The following is a 16,539-nucleotide window of genomic DNA, read 5'->3' as shown; positions in this document are numbered from 1 at the left end:
CGAAAAATTTTGAATTACTGTTCTAAATTTAGGAGTTATTTATATAATGAACAATAATTTAATTCAGAATTATTTAAAATTAACTTTTCTATGTTAAGAATGGGTGTGTGAAAAGTTTTTAATTATTCCATAAAAAAAGCCACTCAATTGAGTGGCTTTTAAAAATTCAGTATTTAAACTTATTTTTTGTTCTCTACTTTTCTTTTGCTAGAGAATTGATAAAGCAAGAAACTTGCTACAAATACAGAAGAGTATGTACCTACACCCACACCTATGAGTAGTGCAAACATAAAGCTTCTGATTGATTCTCCTCCGAACATAAAGATTACTAAGATTACGAACAATGTTGTAAGTGATGTATTCAATGTACGAGTCAAAGTAGTATTTACTGCTTTGTTGATTACATCTTTTACTGGCATGTTTTTGAAATCTCCCATAAATTCTCTCACCCTGTCAAATACAATTACAGTATCGTTCAGAGAGTATCCAATTACAGTAAGAATTGCAGCGATGAATGCAACATCTACCTCTAGAGAGAATGGTAAAACACCATAGAAGATTGAGAATAATCCTAATACGATGATGGTATCGTGCAAGGTTGCTAATACGGCACCTGCACTGAATTGCCACTTGCGGAATGTGAGTAATAAGTAAAGGAATACCAAGCTTAATGCAATGGCTACAGAGTAGAATGCGTTGTAAGTGATGTCATCTGCAATAGATGGTCCTACTTTTCTATACTCTACAACACCTAGAGCTCCATCTTTTCCTGCACCTACATTCACAAATCGGTCAAATGATAGGTTAGGGAAATGTTGTTTCAAGCCTTCGTATAATTTTTTCTCAACTTCCACATCTACTGCTTGGCTATCATCATTACTCTTATATTTTGTGGTAACTTTTACTTGGTTTGCATTACCAATGGTTACAACATTAGGAGAGTATTTGGTTCCATTTTCATCAATAAATACTTTTGCTAAATCTGCAGCGATTTCGTTAGCCTTCACTTGCTTGTCAAATCTCACTTTATATTCTCTACCATTTTGGAACTCAATACCTAAGTTCAATCCTCTTGTAGCAAGCGAAACAATACTTACAAGAATTAAGATAGATGATAAAATGAAAGCAGCTTTTTTGAATTTGAAGAAATCAATATTTACATTTTTCAAGAAGTTGATTGTCATCTTGTTACCAAATGTGATTGATTTTCCGTTATCCACTCGTCTGTAGATGAAGTATTTACACAATAACACTGAAGTGAATAAAGTAGTAAATACACCAATGATTAAGGTTACAGCAAAACCTTTGATAGGTCCGTCTCCGAAGAAGAATAAAACAATTGCAGTAATCAATGTAGTTAAATTCGCATCGATGATTGCAGAGTAAGCACCTTTCCAAGTGTAAGCATCACCTAAAGCTTGTTTAATGCCTTTGCCTTTGCTCAATTCTTCTTTTACCCTTTCATAGATAATCACATTGGCATCTACCGCCATACCCATAGTAAGCACAATACCTGCAATACCTGGGAGTGTAAGCACCGCTCCAAACGACACTAGAATACCCATCAAGAATAAGATGTTGGCTAATAGACCAATGACTGAGATAAATCCAGCACCGTTGTAGAAGAAAATCATGTAGATGAATACTACCAATAGTGCAATCGCAAAAGACACAATACCATTGTGGATAGATTCTTTACCTAACGAAGGTCCTACAACATCTACTTGGATAATTTTAGCTGAAGCTGGTAAAGAACCTGCTGCCAAAACACTTGCTAAATCTTTAGCCTCATTCATGGTAAAGTCTCCAGTGATTTGAGAACGCCCTCCCGAGATAGGTTCATTAATATTTGGAGCTGTATAAACTAAGTTATCTAACACAACAGCAATTGGTTGTCCTTTGAATTTTTTAGTGATTTCATACCATTCTTGCGAACCTTTTGAGTTCATTTGCATAGAAACCACGACATTGTGTCTAATTGTTTGAGTCTGTCTTTCAGCTCTAGCATCTGTAACCACACCACCATCAAGCAATGGTAAATTTTTAGCATTTCCACGGATGGCGTATAGCGGCAAGATGTATTCATTAGTTGCTGTTTCAGAAGCCTTATTCCCCCATAAGAATTTAAAATATCTCATGTTTGCAGGCAAAATAGTTTTTGCAATTGGGTTTTTAAGTGCATTATTCACAATAGCAGTATCCTGAACTCTTACATAATAGATAGCGTTGCTTCCTGTTGCAGGAGCTAATTTAGAAATCAATGAATTTCTTACAGATTGTAGCGAATCTTTTCCTTTCTCGATTTGAGCTGCCTCTATTTTTTGGCTTAAGCTTACAAAATAGTTGTGAATGCTCTCATCTAGGCGAACCGCCTCCCAGAACTCCAATTTTGCAGTAGATTGCAATAATTTTTTCACACGATCTGTATCCTTAATCCCTGGAAGTTCCACCAAGATTCTACCACTTGATTTTTCTCCAATTTGTTGAACAACTGGCTGAGTTACACCAAACTGGTCGATACGAGCACGGATTACTTGATAAGCGGTACTTACTTTTGCTTCTACATATTCTCTGATTATTTTTTCAGCTTCAGCATCCGTAGTGTTGATACCAATCTTCTCGCTGTTTTTACGAGTACCAAACCACCCAGATGAAGCCAATCGAAGCGATGGATCTTTTTTCTTCAAATCATTGTACTGAATGAAGAAATCATCTAAATAATCTCTGTTGCTACCTCTTTGTGCCAAATCAGTTTGTTCAAGCACTTCTTTAAACTGCGGATTGGTAGAATGATCAGACAAGTCTTCCAATAAATCTTTTACAGAAACTTGTAAAATCACGTTCATTCCACCCTTTAAATCTAGTCCCAAAGCAATCTCTTTGTCTTTGGCAGTTTCGTAAGTATATTTTACGAAACCTAAATTTAAAGTATCCTTGCTTAACTGATCTAGCGCCTTACGAGTAAATTCATTTTCGTAAGATTCTTGTTCAGCAACCGTTAGATTCGGATTTTTCTTTTCAATCGAATCCATTTTGTAAACCACCTCTCGGTTTGCTTTTTCCTCGATGCTTCTAGTGTACCAAGTAAAACTTAGGTAGTACACACTCAACACCGCAAGAGCAATCGCAAACGAGATAACTAATCCTTTTCCTTGCATTATTCTTTAAATTACTTTTAATTTTTCTTTTAATAACTCGCAAATATAACATTTGTTAAGTTTCTTCACAATTTTAATTTGCGTTAAAATGCTTAATATGACATATTTCTTATTTTAAATGCCCATTTTAGGCACATTCCGCTCTCATTTAACTTTTGAAAAATTTAATCATGAAAAAATAGCAACAATGGTAATTTTACATTGAAACCAATTTTTAATCCATCAAGCGAAGCCTCTTTATGCTCACGGAACTCAAAACCATAACCCGCCGTAAGCTCCAAAAGACTCAGAACCGTAATTCCTGCTTCTGGCTCTATGCTCCAAGGAGTTACATTAGCCCTTACAACATAAAAAGCAGAATTAAAATTGCTTGAATACGGATCTATCACACTATTTTTGGCATTAAATAAGTAGCCCACACTCACTTTGGGAATTGCAGTAAATTTTTTACTCAAAATCCCCATGTCCACACTCGCTCCAAGATCGATGATGTAATTGTTTGGCATTACCAAATATTCATCTACACCAGCATTTAAAAAGCTAGCATTCTGGTAGGTGTAGCCTATATTAAACACTGTGTAAGGCGTTACCGCTTGGTATTTCACTTGGGCAGAAAGCCAAGACGAAATAAACCAAAAAATACCTAAAAAATATATTTTTTTCATAGATAAATCCTTCAGATAATCAGGTCTGTTTTATTTATAAATGTGTGCAAATATAAAATTTTTTATTTTCCGTAGCGTGTTGATTTTCTGAATTAATACAAAAAAAGCACTCAATCCGTGATTGAGTGCTTTCCTTTTCTAACTTTAAAAATTATTAAATCAAGATTACATTGAAAAACCTTGCGTATAAATTCTACCATATCGATCGACAAAATTTACAGAAACATTTCCTTTGAAGTTTTTCAAAATTTTGTTGATGTCTTTTTCGCTGTTTACTTCTTTTCCATTGATTTTTAGTATAATGTATCCCTCGTTGATTCCGATTTTTGCAAATTGGCTATTTGGCTGAAGGCTTTCTACCAGCACTCCGCTATTGATGCCATATTGTATTTTTTGTTTATCGGTCAATGGTTTAAAGCTTGCGCCTAATTTTTCAGACACGCTTAAATCTTGTTTTGAACGGATTTTTGCGTTTCCTTTTAAATCTCTTAGTATAACATCAAAAGTTTTGTTGCTACCATCTCTCAATACCTCTACGCTCACTTTGTCGCCTGGGCTTTTTCTACCTACGGCAAAAGATAGAGTAGAGAAGGTGTTGATCGGCTGTCCGTCTACTTTTACGATGATATCTCCTACTTTGATACCTGCTTGCTGCGCACCTCCATCTGGTGTAACATCAGTTACATAGATACCTCTTCCAGATCTTAATTTAGTACCTTTATCTTTGTTATAAGCTTTTACGCGCATTTCATCTGAAAGGTCAAATCCTTGGATTCCCACATATCCACGCTGAACCATTCCATAGTTTTTAATATCGTTGATTACTTTTTTCACCAAGTTCGATGGAATAGCAAATCCGTATCCTGCATACGAACCAGTTTCAGAGAAAATCGCTGTGTTGATTCCTACCAAATGCCCATTGGTGTTGATAAGTGCTCCACCTGAGTTTCCTCGGTTAATCACCGCATCTGTTTGGATAAATGATTCGATTGGGTGGTCGCTATTTTTACTTAAAATTCCAATTCCACGCCCTTTTGCACTCACGATACCTGCAGTCACGGTAGAGGTAAGACCAAATGGGTTTCCTACAGCAAGTACCCATTCTCCTACTTGCAAATCGTCTGAGTTAAAGAAAGATAAGAAAGGAAGATTATCTTCATCAATTTTTAATAAAGCCAAATCTGTATTCGGGTCTGTTCCGATTAATTTAGCTACATAAGATTGCTTATTATTTAATGTTACTTCCAATTTTGCAGCATCTTTCACCACATGGTTATTGGTTACGATGTACCCGTCAGACGAAATAATTACACCAGAACCAGCACCTACTGGAATTGGCTCATTGTCTGATTGATTTTGTCTTTGTGGTTGTCTTTGATTTTTATTTCTTGGACCAAAGAATTGATCAAAGAAAGGATCATTAAACAAGTCAAAAGGATTTATTCCTTGTTGGCTAGAACGCTGGCTAGCATCTTGCAAGTTGGTGATACTCACCACGGCATTCACCGATTCGTTTGCCGCTTTTGTGAAATCTGGCATTACCGTTCCGCCAGAAGTGTAGCTATAAGTTGCAAACTGTCCGTTATTATTGTCAGAACCATTTGCAGAGGTTGTAATAATTTGGTTTGAATTAAAGTTGCTTTGTGAGTATTCAATCAATCCGTAGGTAGTACCAGCACTCACGACTCCTACCAAGGCATAGGTTAGTATATTTTTCATTGTATATAAAAGTTTTATTGTTCGTGGAGTGTTAAAATCAAATTTGGTACCACAAATTTTATTGAAACTGAATGTTTAACAATCTTTAACTCGGATTAGAATAGTTTAAATTCAGAGCTTTGGTTTAACAGATTATTTTCAATTTTAAAGCCTTAGAGATAATCATTATTGCAGAGAATGTGTTAAATCAATTAAAAAATAAAAGGCATAAAGCACTAAATATTTATCTTAGCCACATGAAAATACACTTTTATAAGTATCAAGGAGCGGGCAATGATTTTGTGATGATCGACGACCGAGAAGCTACCTTTAATTATGATCAAAAAACGATTGAAAGTCTATGCACACGCCGTATGGGAGTGGGGGCAGATGGCTTGATTACTTTGTTTGAAAAAGATAATATGTACCAAATGCGCTATTTCAATTCAGACGGAAACGAGAGCACTATGTGTGGAAACGGCGGCAGGTGCTTTGCGCAGTTTATGAAAGATTTAGGCTTAGTAAATGGGAATTTGGTGGAATTTAATGCCATCGATGGCAAGCATTCTGCGGAGTTTATCGGGGAAAATATTCGTTTGCAAATGATTGATGTAGAAGCTGTCAAAATTCAGCCAGAATATACATTTTTAAATACAGGTTCGCCACACCATGTGGAATTTGTAGATAAAGCCGATGAAATAGATGTGAAAAATGCAGGTGCCAAAATTCGATATTCGGAATTGTATCCAGAGGGCTCTAATGTGAATTTTGTTGAAATCCTTTCGCCCGAGAAATTAAAGGTGAGAACTTATGAGCGTGGCGTGGAGGACGAAACTTATTCTTGCGGAACAGGCGTTACGGCTTCGGCAATTGCTTATTTTGCCAACGAGAAAACCGACCAAAAGAAAATCGAGATTGAAACCCTCGGCGGAACTCTTTTTGTGGAATTTGAACCCTCAGGCGAGCAATTTGTGCAAGTATTTTTAACGGGACCTGCCAAGCAAGTGTTTCAAGGAGAGATTTATACTTAATTGAAAAAAATGATGAAAAAAACATATTTTTTAGGTTTTTTATTTTTCTTTCTTTTGTTTCAAAGTTGTGGATATTTTTATAAATCCAAATCTTTGGTTAAGGAGAAAGCCTTTCTATATATACCAGAAAATGCAACCTACCAAAGCGTGCTAGATTCTATCGCGCCGCATTTGGAAAACATCGATCAGTTTGATGCCTATGCACGCACGCAAGATTATGACAAGAATATCAAAGCGGGTAGATATGAATTAAACCCCGAGATGTCCAATGAAGACTTGGTAAATGTTTTAAAAAGCGGAAAGCAATCCGAAGTAAAGATTCGTATTCCTAACTCGCCTACGATTTTCCATTTGGCAAGAGATGCGTCCAAAGGCATCACGGCGGATTCTGCAAGTATTGTAGAGGCAATTTTAAACAATCCGCGCGTGAAGGAAAATGGCTTAGACATGGAAACTGCCAAAATCTATTTTATTCCAGATACTTATAATTTCTTTTGGATTACATCGGGCAAGGATTTCGTAGATCGTATGCTGAAGGAACACGACAAATTCTGGAACGACAAAAGAAAACAACAACTCAAAAATTCTGGAATGACGGAGCTCGAGGTCTACACACTAGCCTCTATCGTGCAAATGGAATCGCCTAAACCCGATGAGCAGGCGCGTGTGGCGGGAGCCTATCTCAATCGTTTAAAACAAGGCAAAAAACTAGAAGCCGATCCTACTTCGGTGTATGCTTATAAATTGCAACATGGTTTCACGCAAAAGGTGCAGCGCGTTTATCAAAAACATCTAAAAACGCTTTCTGCCTATAATACATATTTGAATTATGGCTTGCCACCCGCACCGATTTGCTTGCCAAACACCACGGCGATAGATGCAGTTTTGAAACCAGAAAAACACGATTACATCTTTTTCTGTGCCGATCCAGACAGACCTGGCTATCATAATTTTACCAATAGCTATGCAGAGCATCAAAAAAATGCAGCCAAATATCGCCAATGGCTAAAAGAAAATAACATTAAATAATGAGTTTAATAAAAACGAAAAAACGCTGAAAATTCATATTTTCAGCGTTTTTTTCTGTCTTGTTTTTTAGAAATTTTAGTCTAAATGAAACGATAGCTTAATCCCTTGAATAAACATATCTGTACCAATAATGGCGATGATAAGCCCCATGATTTTGCCCAAAACATTGATGATGTTTTTTCCTAATCTTTTGATAATAAGTCTGCTGAAATTAAAGGCGTAGTAATTTAGCGCCATAATTAAGGCAATGATTAAAACCACAATCAAAACGCGGAAAAAATTGGCGTTTGAGACGGAGTTCATAGAGGCTACAATGGCACCAGGTCCCGCAACAAAAGGGATTGCCAGAGGAGAAATTGCCACATCATCATCAGGCTTTTCAATCCCAGAGCTACGGATGGTAGATTTCTTAGAAAGCAACATCTCAAAACCTACATAAAATACAAGAAGCCCCCCAGTGATTTTAAAGGAAGGTACTGTGATGTCAAAAATGCTAAAAATATATGTTCCTAAAAGTACAAAAGACGATAAAATGAAAAAAGCGATTAAACATGCTTTTTTGGCAATTCTTTTGCGTGTTTCATCATCTTCGTCGCCCAATAATCCAAGAAAAATCGGTACATTCGTAATCGGGTTGGTCAAGGTGGAGATGCTTACAAAAGCACCAACTGAAAAGGTTAATAAGTCAGTCATATTACACAATAGGTTTGGTGCAAAAGTAAGGCATTTAAGTATTATAAAAAAGTAAAATTTCACTACTTTTGTCATTGTAGTTTTAAAGATTTGGCGAAAAGTAGTCTTTAAATTAAAAAATGTATAAAAAAATGATGCACAAAATATTTTCAAATCTATTATTTAAGGTCTTTTTAGGGATTGTTTTAGGAATTGTTTCGGGGTTATTTTTCCCCGAATGGCTCAATAGAATTTTTGCAACATTCAACACACTTTTTGATGAGTTTTTGACCTTCTCTATTCCTTTAATTATTTTGGGACTCGTGGCTCCTGCAATTTCGGATTTGGGAAAGAACGCGGGCAAGCTTTTAATCATTACTGTTTTGATTGCCTATGCATCGACATTTTTTTCTGGATTTATGACTTATTTTGTGAGCGATGCTATTTTCCCGAGATTAATCTTTGCAAAGGATTACCACATCAATCATGTGGAAGAGAATGTGCGAGAAGCTTTGCCGTATTTTTCCATTCAAATCCCGCCTGTGCTTAATATCATGTCGGCATTGGTCATGGCATTTATGATTGGTTTAGGATTATCATTTAAGAGAGAATCAGCCTTGGGAAATGTGTTTAAAGATTTTCAAGAAATCATAGTCAAAGTCATAGAAAAAGTAATCATACCATTATTGCCAATTTTCATTTTAGGCATATTTTCTCAAATGGCATTTAGCGGAAAAGTAGCCTCGGTTTTATCGGTGTTTTTAAAAATTATCGGTGTAATTTTCGTAATGCACATAGGTTTAATTTTGATTCAGTATATAATAGCGGGGCTAATTGCTAAGAAAAATCCATTCAAAGCCTTGGGCATTATGTTGCCAGCTTATTTCACAGCTCTGGGAACCCAATCTTCTGCCGCCACAATTCCCGTAACGCTAGAGCAAGTTCGTATGAATGGCGTGGACGAAGATGTCGCAGGTTTTACGGTGCCACTTTGTGCAACCATACATTTGGCGGGGAGCACAATGAAAATCGTGGCTTGTACCATGGCACTTATGCTAATGCAGGGAATGCCTTTTAATTTCGAAATGTTTGCACATTTTATTTTTATGCTCGGAGTTGTGATGATTGCAGCTCCTGGCGTGCCTGGAGGAGCCATCATGGCAGCCGTTGGGATTTTGCAAAGTATGATGGGCTTTAACCAAGAAGCCGTGGCATTGATGATTGCCCTTTACATCGCTATGGATAGCTTTGGGACAGCATGCAATGTTACGGGCGACGGGGCAATAGCCTTAATTGTAAACAAGATTTATAAATAAAGATTATTTAATCAAAAACTAATTATATTTGTAGCTTAAATTAAAATAGGAAATATGACCGATTTACAGAACATTATAGAAAAGGCTTGGGAAGAGCGAGAATTGCTTAAAGAAAAAGAAACGCAACAAGCCATAAGATACCTTATAGATGAATTAGACGCTGGGCGTGTGCGAGTAGCTGAGCCAAATGGCGACGACTGGAAAGTAAATGAATGGGTGAAAAAAGGAGTGGTGCTTTATTTCCCAATTCAGCAAATGGAAACTATCGAAGTAGGACCATTTGAGTTTTATGACAAAATTCCTTTAAAAAGAGACTATGCCAAAAAAGGCGTGCGTGTAGTGCCTCATGCAATTGCTCGACATGGCTCATTTCTAGAAAGTGGAGTGATAATGATGCCATCGTATGTAAACATTGGGGCGCATGTGCAAACAGGAACCATGGTAGACACTTGGGCGACTGTGGGAAGCTGTGCACAAATCGGTAAAAATGTTCACTTGAGTGGTGGAGTAGGAATCGGTGGTGTACTTGAGCCATTGCAAGCTGCACCTGTGATTGTGGAAGATAATGCTTTCATTGGGTCAAGATGTATCATTGTCGAAGGAGTGCGCATTGGGGCAGAGGCAGTGATTGGTGCAGGTGTAACGCTTACTTCGTCTACCAAAATCATTGATGTAACGGGGGCTGAGCCAAAAGAAGTGAGAGGCTATGTGCCACCGCGTTCTGTGGTGATTCCAGGAATGATGCCTAAAAAATTTGCTGCGGGAGAATTTCAAGTGCCTTGTGCCTTAATCATTGGGCAAAGAAAAGAATCTACCGACAAAAAGACATCGCTTAACGATGCCTTGAGAGACAATGGTGTAGCCGTATAAAATCAAGAAATAATGTCTACAGATATAGCTAAAGTTGCCGAGATTTTGCAAGACGGAGGCGTGATTTTAACGCATACCGATACCACTTTTGGGCTGAGCTGTTTGGTCTCGAATCAAGCCGCAATTGATAAAATTTTTGAGATTAAACAAAGACCTAAAAACAAAAGTTTTATCCTTTTGGTGGACAATCCTGCCCGATTGCAACAAGTGGTAGAAGTGCCAGAACTGGCCTGGGATTTAATGGATTTGAGCGAAAAGCCCGTGAGCATCGTTTACGACAAGATTTTATCTTTGCCTAAATATGTTTTGGCACCCGATGGGAGTGTGGCAATTCGCATGGTAAAAGATCCCGTTTTGCAGAGAATCATAGGCAAGGTGCGAGAGCCATTGATTTCAACATCGGTAAATATTTCGGGCGAAGCAGCACCTGAAACCTTTTCACAAATCAATCCCGAAATTTTAGAAAAAGTAGATTACATTTTGCCCGAAGCCAAAGATTTTGTGCCTAAATTCACGAGTTCTTCAATCATAAAACTCGGAATCGACGGGCAAGTAAAAGTCATCAGAGCTTAATAAAAAAATGAAAGGATATAGCTTTAATCGGCTATATCCTTTTTTTCTAACATAGGAACAAATCGATAATCCCCAAAACTCATTTGTTCAAATTTCTTGTCGGACACGCGCAAGAAAGTGTACATTTTCTGCTGTTTGTCTCCGATAGGAATCACCGCTAAGCCTCCAATCTTTAATTGCCTAAGTAATTTTTTAGGTAAAAAAGGAGCTCCCGCTGTTACAATGATTTTATCAAACGGAGCAAAAGTAGGCATGCCTCTATATCCGTCTCCAAAGGTTTGATATTTAGGACTAAAACCTATTTTGCTTAAAATATTTCTTGAAAAATCGACCAAAGTTTTCTGTCTTTCAATGGTATAGACTTCGGCTCCCATGGCTACTAAAACCGAAGTTTGGTACCCGCTCCCAGTGCCTACTTCCAAAATCTTGTCGCCTGGCTGAATTTGTAGTAACGATGATTGAAAAGCCACCGTGAAAGGGTGAGAAATCGTTTGTCCCGCAGCGATAGGAAACGCCTTATCTTCGTAAGCATGCGCCTCAAAAGCAGAATCTATAAACAAGTGTCTAGGTATTTTATTCATCGCATCGAGCACCGATTCGTCATTTATCCCTTTGGCTCTCAGTAAATCAATCAATTTTTTTCTCAGTCCCTTGTGTTTAAAAGTCTCTTCCAATCTCCCTATTTTTTTGCAAAAATGAAAAAAATCACCGAAAAATTAAAAAATATACCGAATTATATTTAATTTTATCGACCTAAATTAAAACCAAAAATATTATGCTAAAAGTAGGTGTTGCCGGTGCAGGACATTTAGGCAAAATACATTTAAAACTATTACAACAATCATCGCTTTATGAGCTTGTGGGCTTTTATGATACCGATGAAAATAATGGCGAAGAAGTTGCCTCTAAATTTGGGTATAAATACTTTTCGGATTTAGATGAATTGCTCGATGCTGTGGAGGTTTTAGACATTGTGACGCCTACCTTGTCGCATTACGAAGTGGCAAAAAAAGCTATAAGCAAAGGAAAACATGTCTTCTTGGAAAAGCCAATCGCTAAGACCGAGGAAGAAGCGAGAGAAATCATCGAATTGGCTAAAAAACACAATGTAAAAGGGCAAGTAGGGCATGTGGAGAGATTCAATCCTGCGTTCACAGCAGTGCAAAGTAGTTTGAGCTCGCCTTTATTTATAGAAGCTCACCGTTTAGCGGAGTTCAATCCAAGAGGGACAGATGTGCCTGTGGTTCTTGATTTAATGATTCACGATTTAGATGTAATTCTTTCTATGGTGAAATCGGAGGTAAAGGAAATTCACAGCAGCGGTGTTTCTGTCATTAGCGAAACGCCAGATATTGCCAATGTTCGTTTAGCTTTTGAAAACGGCTGCGTTGCCAATATTACTACTAGCCGAATTTCGATGAAAAATATGCGAAAAATGCGAATTTTCCAGAAAGATGCCTATATTTCAGTAGACTTTTTAGAGAAGAAATCAGAAATCATTCGCATGGAAGATTTATCTGGAAACGATGCCGATGAATTTGCAATGGTGCTTGAAAATGCCGAAAAACAACAAAAGAAAATTTGGTTTGAATATCCCGTAATCACTGCCAATAATGCAATTTTGGACGAATTAGAAAGTTTTGCAAAAGCCATTATGTACGATGAGCCGATTCCTGTAACATTAGAAGACGGAACAAAAGCTTTGGCATTAGCTTTGCAAATCATAGAGAGATTTAATAAGTAAAAAATACCAAAGAAAATGACAATTCGTACATTTAAAGAGAGATATGACCAAGCATTAAAAGATTTATACACTCCCCAAGAAATTGATGTGATTTTTTATGAACTTGCCGAGCTTTATTTAAAGAAAAATAAAAGCATCATTCGAGCAGGTTTAGACGAAAGTTGGGCAGAATTGGTGCAAAGTCAAATGTTGTTTGATATTTCACTAGCTAGATTAAAACAAGGTGAGCCTTACCAATATGTGATAGGCAAAACCGAGTTTATGAAACTACCATTTTATGTAAATCGAGATGTGCTGATTCCGCGTCCAGAAACCGAAGAATTGGTAGAGTGGATTTTGAAAAAATATCCAGAAGATTTTTCGGGAAATATTTTGGACATCGGGACAGGAAGTGGTGCGATTGCCATTTCGCTTAAAAAATATTTGCCAAACGCCAATGTGTATGGTATCGATATAAGCAAAGAGGCGATAGAAGTCGCAAGGAAAAATGCGGACATTAATATGGTTGAGGTGAATTTCTTGGAGCGAGATATTTTTAAACTCTCGGCTGATAAAGATTTGCCAAAATGGGATTTGATAGTGAGTAATCCGCCCTATATTCCAGAAAAAGAGAAAGAAGAAATGGACAGGCAGGTGGTGAAATTTGAGCCACAAACGGCACTATTTGTTCCAGATGAAAAGCCATTGCTTTATTATCAAGCAATTTGTGATTATGCCGTGTCCCACATCAGTCCGCAGGCAAGAGTGTATGTAGAAATTCATCAAGATTTAAAAGATGAAACTGAAAAGATTTTTGAGAAAAAATTCTCTAAAGTAAAGGCACAGAAAGATATATCGGGCAATTGGAGAATGATCAAAGCTAGAAAATAAGCGGCTCAATTTTGAGGCTAATGAAATTTATTTAAGCTAAAATTTATTTATAAGTTTTAGCTTTTTTTATTATGTAAAAGTAAATAGTTTGGATTTGCTTTTTTAGAGTGAAAATGTAATAAATGATTATTGTAGTTTAGAAAGAAATAGAAATAATAAAGTTCATTATAACCCGTAGTGCATTATCGAATGAGGTTAATTTTTAAATTGTTAATGTTGCTATGAAAGACAAATTTATTGAGATATTGAATAGTAGTCAAGGAGGTAATTTTTGCCAATATTCTTGTTTTGAATCCTTCAAAAGATTTGGCATAATTACGCCGTATCATAAATTGGTCACACAACTGCGAGAATAAAGTTTCTATACGTTTTCTACACTTTCTGAATGGATAGAACTGAGGTTTGTAATCTTTTTGATTTTTTCTTTTAGGGGTTTCTAACTGGATTTTTACCTCATTGAACAAGTCAAGCTGAACCGTTTGAGAAAGATAGCCCCTGTCTCCAAGTAACACGCAATCAGAAATTTGAAGTTTTATGTCTTTCAAATAATGAATGTCGTGAACGGAGGCGGGAGATAAGTCAAAACTTTGGAACACACCAGCAATAGAACAGATCGCATGTAGCTTGTAACCATAAAAGTGTAGATTTTGAGAAGCACAAAAACCTTTATTTGGCATTGAAAAGCTATTTTCTTTACAGATTTTGCTTCTGGAAGAGCGGGATAATTTACACACTTCTAAAGGCATGCTGTCCACCAAGAAATAGTTTTCAAAATCATTGAACTTTTTCACCATTTTGCACCTAATTTCTTCAAGAAAAGGGAAGAGTTTTCGTTTTCTTCTGTTGTAAACACTCCTTTCAATTTTAGATTCAATAGCCCAACCTTTTATCTCCCTAAAAAGCTGGTACTCAGAATCAATAGATTTAAATTCTGCTAAAATAATTAAGCTTATCAGCTCTATATCAGATAATTTTGGTTTCACTAGTTTAAAATAGAAATTTTCAGTTCCTGAAATTTCTATTAGTTTATTCAAAATAAAATTGTAACTTGCCTCTAGGTTGCTCATAATTGTATTTGATTGGTAACCAATGCAATTTACTTTTCTTTAGGCTCATGGGCAACCTTTTTTTATAATGCACTACGGGTTTTTTAATATTATTTATTTACCCAATTGGCGATAAAAGCCGTGTTGAGTGCGGCTGTTTCGGTGCGCATTCTTTGGTTGCCAAGGCTGATGGGGATAAAATTCTGTGCCGTAGCCAATTCTATCTCATCTGCCGAAAAATCACCTTCGGGACCGATGATAAATAAATAATCTTTTTCAGGCAAAATGCAGTCTTTAATATCTTTTCGGGCAAAATCGGTGTTGCAGTGTGCGATGAATTTTTGTCCTTGAAAATCTTTGTGTTGTGCCAAAAAATCATTGAATTTAATCAAATCATGAAGTTGTGTGTCTTCTGCCTTAAGCGATTGTTTAATGGCGGCAGTTGCCACGCGTTGCATTCTATCGAGTTTGATGTTTCGGCGTTCTGAATGAAAAGTCTCTAAAAAACTCACTTCATCAATTCCGATTTCGATGGATTTTTCGAGAAACCATTCTGTACGGTCAATGTTTTTGGTTGGTGCAATGCCCACATGTAATTTGTAGTTTCGGGATTGATTGTAATCCGTTTTTTCAACGATTTGTAGCAAAGTGTTTTTGGGGAGCACTTGCGAAATGGTAGCTAAAAACATTTCGCCTTTGCCCTCAGTAAAAAGTACTTCATCGCCTACTTTTAGCCTTAAAACTTTAGCTAAATGGTGGCTTTCATTTTCGTTTAAAAGTGCTTGATTTTCTTGTTTAATCCCGATGAATAAATGCATAAATTAAAGTTTGTATCTTGCTATGGTTTTAGCACTTACATCCGAAAAACTTTGCGCTTGGTACTTAATACTTCCCACCATGGCAATCATGGCAGCATTGTCGGTTGTGTATTCAAATTTTGGGATATAAGTTGTAAAACCTAATTTTTCTAGATTTTTGATTTTTTTACGCAGTTCGCTATTGGCAGAAACACCGCCTGCGAGTGCAATATGTTTGATGTTTAAATCTTGTGCCGCTTGCAATAATTTCTCGATACACATTTCTGTAATCGTATGCTGAACGCTTGCGCACAAGTCGTTCAAATTTTCTTCTACAAAATTCGGATTTTTCTGTTTTTCTTTGTTTAAGAAATTCATCACGCCCGTTTTGAGTCCACTAAAACTGAAATCATAACCAGGCATTTTAGGTTTGGTAAAAACGAATTTTTCAGGATTTCCCGTCTGGGCTAAACGATCCATCACAGGACCCGCAGGATATGGAAGTCCCAGCACTTTGCCAATTTTATCAAAAGCCTCGCCCGCGGCGTCATCTTTGGTTTCGCCCAAAACTTCCAATTCCGTGTAGCTCGAAATCTTTACGATTTGTGTATGCCCGCCACTCACAGTGAGGCACAAAAACGGGAAACTAGGACGCTGCTCATTGGCATCGCTTATGAAATGTGCAAAAATATGTGCTTGCATGTGATTTACCTCGATAAGTGGTATGTTTAGAGCGATTGACATAGATTTTGCAAAGCTGCTACCCACCAAAAGTGAGCCCAATAATCCAGGTCCTCGCGTGTAAGCTATTGCAGTTAAATCTTTTTGTGTTACTTTTGCATTATTCAACGCTGTAGCTACCACAGGAACTATGTTTTGCTGGTGAGCACGAGACGCCAATTCTGGCACCACGCCGCCGTATTGTTCATGTACCTTTTGGCTTGCTATAATGTTGGATAAGATAGTGTTACCTTTGATAACCGCTGCCGAAGTGTCGTCGCAAGAAGATTCTATGGCAAGTATGATTGGTTCGCTCATAGAGACAAAGTTAAAGTTTAAAATTGAATATA

The 16,539-nt window shown here is 37.0% G+C and carries 15 protein-coding genes; 7 read left to right on the top strand and 8 right to left on the bottom strand.

The genetic code is table 11. The annotated features are described in order from the left end of the window. Nucleotides 1-179: 179 nt before the first annotated feature. The 3 genes from ORNRH_RS01200 to ORNRH_RS01190 form a co-directional block, all read right to left on the bottom strand. Nucleotides 180-3,158, bottom strand: coding sequence for a protein translocase subunit SecDF (locus ORNRH_RS01200; protein ID WP_014790092.1), 2,979 nt, complete (start codon nt 3,156-3,158; stop codon nt 180-182). A 164-nt stretch (nt 3,159-3,322) separates the two neighbouring features. After that, nucleotides 3,323-3,823 carry a hypothetical protein gene (locus ORNRH_RS01195; protein WP_014790091.1) on the bottom strand — a complete coding sequence of 167 codons (501 nt, stop codon included), beginning with the start codon at nt 3,821-3,823 and terminating at the stop codon, nt 3,323-3,325. Nucleotides 3,824-3,988: 165 nt separating this feature from the next. Further along, entirely contained in the window at nt 3,989-5,542 is a 1,554-nt protein-coding gene (locus ORNRH_RS01190) for a Do family serine endopeptidase (RefSeq protein WP_014790090.1), read from the bottom strand. A gap of 236 nt (nt 5,543-5,778) precedes the next feature. Here ORNRH_RS01190 and dapF point away from each other — a divergent pair, with 236 nt between their 5' ends. Together dapF and mltG are read left to right on the top strand one after the other, a co-directional pair. Then, on the top strand, nt 5,779-6,552 hold the full coding sequence (gene dapF / locus ORNRH_RS01185; protein ID WP_014790089.1) for a diaminopimelate epimerase: 774 nt from the start codon (nt 5,779-5,781) through the stop codon (nt 6,550-6,552). 9 nt (nt 6,553-6,561) lie between these two features. Then, the gene (gene mltG, locus ORNRH_RS01180; RefSeq protein WP_155814485.1) at nt 6,562-7,581 is read left to right on the top strand and encodes an endolytic transglycosylase MltG; all 1,020 of its coding nucleotides are present in this window, start codon (nt 6,562-6,564) and stop codon (nt 7,579-7,581) included. 75 nt (nt 7,582-7,656) lie between these two features. Here the strand turns inward: mltG and ORNRH_RS01175 are convergent, their stop codons facing one another. Beyond that, the gene (locus tag ORNRH_RS01175) at nt 7,657-8,274 is read right to left on the bottom strand and encodes a MarC family protein (RefSeq protein WP_036600898.1); all 618 of its coding nucleotides are present in this window, start codon (nt 8,272-8,274) and stop codon (nt 7,657-7,659) included. A gap of 131 nt (nt 8,275-8,405) precedes the next feature. Between ORNRH_RS01175 and ORNRH_RS01170 the strand changes: the two genes are divergently transcribed. The 3 genes from ORNRH_RS01170 to ORNRH_RS01160 are packed head-to-tail and all read left to right on the top strand — an operon-like array spanning nt 8,406 to nt 11,012. Beyond that, nucleotides 8,406-9,569: a dicarboxylate/amino acid:cation symporter gene (locus tag ORNRH_RS01170; RefSeq protein WP_014790086.1), complete on the top strand. Its 1,164-nt coding sequence runs from the start codon at nt 8,406-8,408 to the stop codon at nt 9,567-9,569. A 54-nt stretch (nt 9,570-9,623) separates the two neighbouring features. Continuing rightward, complete coding sequence (locus ORNRH_RS01165) at nt 9,624-10,439, top strand: 2,3,4,5-tetrahydropyridine-2,6-dicarboxylate N-succinyltransferase (protein WP_014790085.1); 816 nt, start codon at nt 9,624-9,626, stop codon at nt 10,437-10,439. Nucleotides 10,440-10,451: 12 nt separating this feature from the next. Then, nucleotides 10,452-11,012, top strand: a complete 561-nt coding sequence (locus ORNRH_RS01160; RefSeq protein ID WP_014790084.1) for an L-threonylcarbamoyladenylate synthase — start codon at nt 10,452-10,454, stop codon at nt 11,010-11,012. Nucleotides 11,013-11,035: 23 nt separating this feature from the next. On the opposite strand, the gene ORNRH_RS01155 is transcribed toward ORNRH_RS01160, so the two are convergent. After that, nucleotides 11,036-11,686: a protein-L-isoaspartate(D-aspartate) O-methyltransferase gene (locus ORNRH_RS01155; protein ID WP_014790083.1), complete on the bottom strand. Its 651-nt coding sequence runs from the start codon at nt 11,684-11,686 to the stop codon at nt 11,036-11,038. 101 nt (nt 11,687-11,787) lie between these two features. Between ORNRH_RS01155 and ORNRH_RS01150 the strand changes: the two genes are divergently transcribed. Further along, nucleotides 11,788-12,756, top strand: a complete 969-nt coding sequence (locus ORNRH_RS01150) for a Gfo/Idh/MocA family oxidoreductase (RefSeq protein WP_014790082.1) — start codon at nt 11,788-11,790, stop codon at nt 12,754-12,756. Between the two features lie 15 nt (nt 12,757-12,771). Further along, nucleotides 12,772-13,626: a peptide chain release factor N(5)-glutamine methyltransferase gene (gene prmC, locus ORNRH_RS01145; RefSeq protein ID WP_014790081.1), complete on the top strand. Its 855-nt coding sequence runs from the start codon at nt 12,772-12,774 to the stop codon at nt 13,624-13,626. 182 nt (nt 13,627-13,808) lie between these two features. Here the strand turns inward: prmC and ORNRH_RS01140 are convergent, their stop codons facing one another. The 3 genes from ORNRH_RS01140 to tsaD all read right to left on the bottom strand — a co-directional run bounded on the left by ORNRH_RS01140 (nt 13,809) and on the right by tsaD (nt 16,507). Further along, nucleotides 13,809-14,693, bottom strand: a complete 885-nt coding sequence (locus ORNRH_RS01140) for an IS982 family transposase (protein ID WP_014790080.1) — start codon at nt 14,691-14,693, stop codon at nt 13,809-13,811. Nucleotides 14,694-14,782: 89 nt separating this feature from the next. Beyond that, nucleotides 14,783-15,490 (bottom strand): RsmE family RNA methyltransferase, encoded by a 708-nt coding sequence (locus ORNRH_RS01135; RefSeq protein WP_014790079.1) that lies wholly within the window; start codon nt 15,488-15,490, stop codon nt 14,783-14,785. Between the two features lie 3 nt (nt 15,491-15,493). Next, entirely contained in the window at nt 15,494-16,507 is a 1,014-nt protein-coding gene (gene tsaD, locus ORNRH_RS01130) for a tRNA (adenosine(37)-N6)-threonylcarbamoyltransferase complex transferase subunit TsaD (RefSeq protein WP_014790078.1), read from the bottom strand. Between the last annotated feature and the right edge of the window lie 32 nt (nt 16,508-16,539).

The sequence above is a fragment of the Ornithobacterium rhinotracheale DSM 15997 genome, assembly GCF_000265465.1.
GTDB lineage: Bacteria > Bacteroidota > Bacteroidia > Flavobacteriales > Weeksellaceae > Ornithobacterium > Ornithobacterium rhinotracheale.
Note: the sequence above shows the minus strand (reverse complement) of the source record. Positions and strands in the feature narration are given on the sequence as shown.